Annotated in this window: 2 protein-coding genes; both read left to right on the forward strand. The window is 31.3% G+C overall.

Annotated features, from left to right (window positions below; translation table 11 throughout):
• The first annotated feature begins 106 nt into the window (after positions 1–106).
• Complete coding sequence (locus HG1285_RS18475) at positions 107–883, forward strand: ABC transporter ATP-binding protein (RefSeq protein WP_008289221.1); 777 nt, start codon at positions 107–109, stop codon at positions 881–883.
• A gap of 2 nt (positions 884–885) precedes the next feature.
• Positions 886–1,565, forward strand: a 680-nt coding sequence (locus HG1285_RS02060) for a UvrD-helicase domain-containing protein (RefSeq protein WP_008289222.1), incomplete at its 3' end; no start/stop codon positions are given.

Here is a 1,565-nt window from a genome sequence, read left to right on the forward strand (position 1 = left end):
TTTTGGGTACTTATGGGTAATGATGACACTATTCAGGAAATACTTTCAATACAGTACTCTTTCATTCTGCAAATGTGGCACTTCAAAGACTAAATGAGATTTATCTTTGAAAACAGAACCAAAATATCCACATTTAAAAAATCCATTTAAAAATAAAACTACCGTTTCCATAAAACTTGAGGATGTATGGTTTTCTTATGATAAGGAAAATTTTGTTTTAAAAGCAGTTAACATGAACATTCCTGAAAAAAGCAAGATAGCAATAATTGGAGCATCAGGAAGTGGAAAAACAACAGTTGCAAACATTATAGTTGGTTTTTATCCTGTAGATAAAGGACAGCTTTATTATGACAGTGTTCCTGTGAATGATATAGGTCTTGACGTTGTCAGGGAAAATGTATATGTTGTACTGCAAAATCCTCAAATGTTTAATAATACAATAAGATTTAATCTAACACTTGGAAAAGACATTCCAGAAGAAGAAATATGGGAAGCTTTAAAAATTGCAGTTGCAGATGAATTTGTTAAAAAGATGCCAAAAGGACTTGATACATTGGTTGGTAAAAATGGAGTTAGGCTTTCTGGAGGTGAAAGGCAAAGACTTGCAATTGCAAGGATGATACTTTCTAAACCAAAAGTTGTAATTTTAGATGAATCCACATCAGCCCTTGATTATAAAACAGAAGAAAAGCTAATGAAAAATTTAGAGGATTACTTAAAAGATAAAACAACTATTTTAATAGCCCATAGATTATCAACTGTTAAAAATGCAGACTATATTTATGTTCTTGATAAAGGTAAAATAATAGAAGAAGGAACCCACTATGAGCTTTTAGAAAAAGAAGGAATTTACAGCCAGTACATAAAAACTTTAAAGGGATAAAGATGAGTAGTATTTTAGAAGGATTAAATGAAGCACAAAAAGAAGCAGTTTTATATTTTGATTCACCTCTTTTGGTTTTAGCAGGTGCAGGTTCAGGAAAAACAAGGGTTATTACACATAAAATAATGTTTTTAACACAGGAGTTTGGTATTGATATAGATAGGATACTTGCCATTACATTTACAAACAAGGCAGCAAGCGAGATGAAAGAAAGGGTAAAAAATGCCCTTGGTCTTGAAAAAGAGCCAAACTGGATAACAACATTTCACAGTTTATCAGCAAAAATACTCAGAATAGAAGCCCAGCGCCTTGGATACAACAGAGATTTTGCCATTTATGATGAAGAAGACAGTAAAAAACTATTAAAAGACATTGTTGAAGAGGCAAATTTAGACAAAGACCTTTATAAACCTGAAAGATTAAAAAATATAATTTCACAGATAAAGCAGAATTTAGATGAGTCTTTACTTGATTTTTATGAAATGCAGCTTCCACATATAAGAACTATCTATGAGAAGTATCAGGAAGGGCTGATTTTTGCTAATGCTATGGATTTTGATGACCTTCTTTTAAATGTAGTTAAACTTTTTAAAGAAAATGAGGAAATAAGACAAAAATGGCAGGATATGTTTGATTACATACTGGTTGACGAGTATCAGGATACAAATAAAATACAGCACGA

This window comes from Hydrogenivirga sp. 128-5-R1-1, from assembly GCF_000171895.1.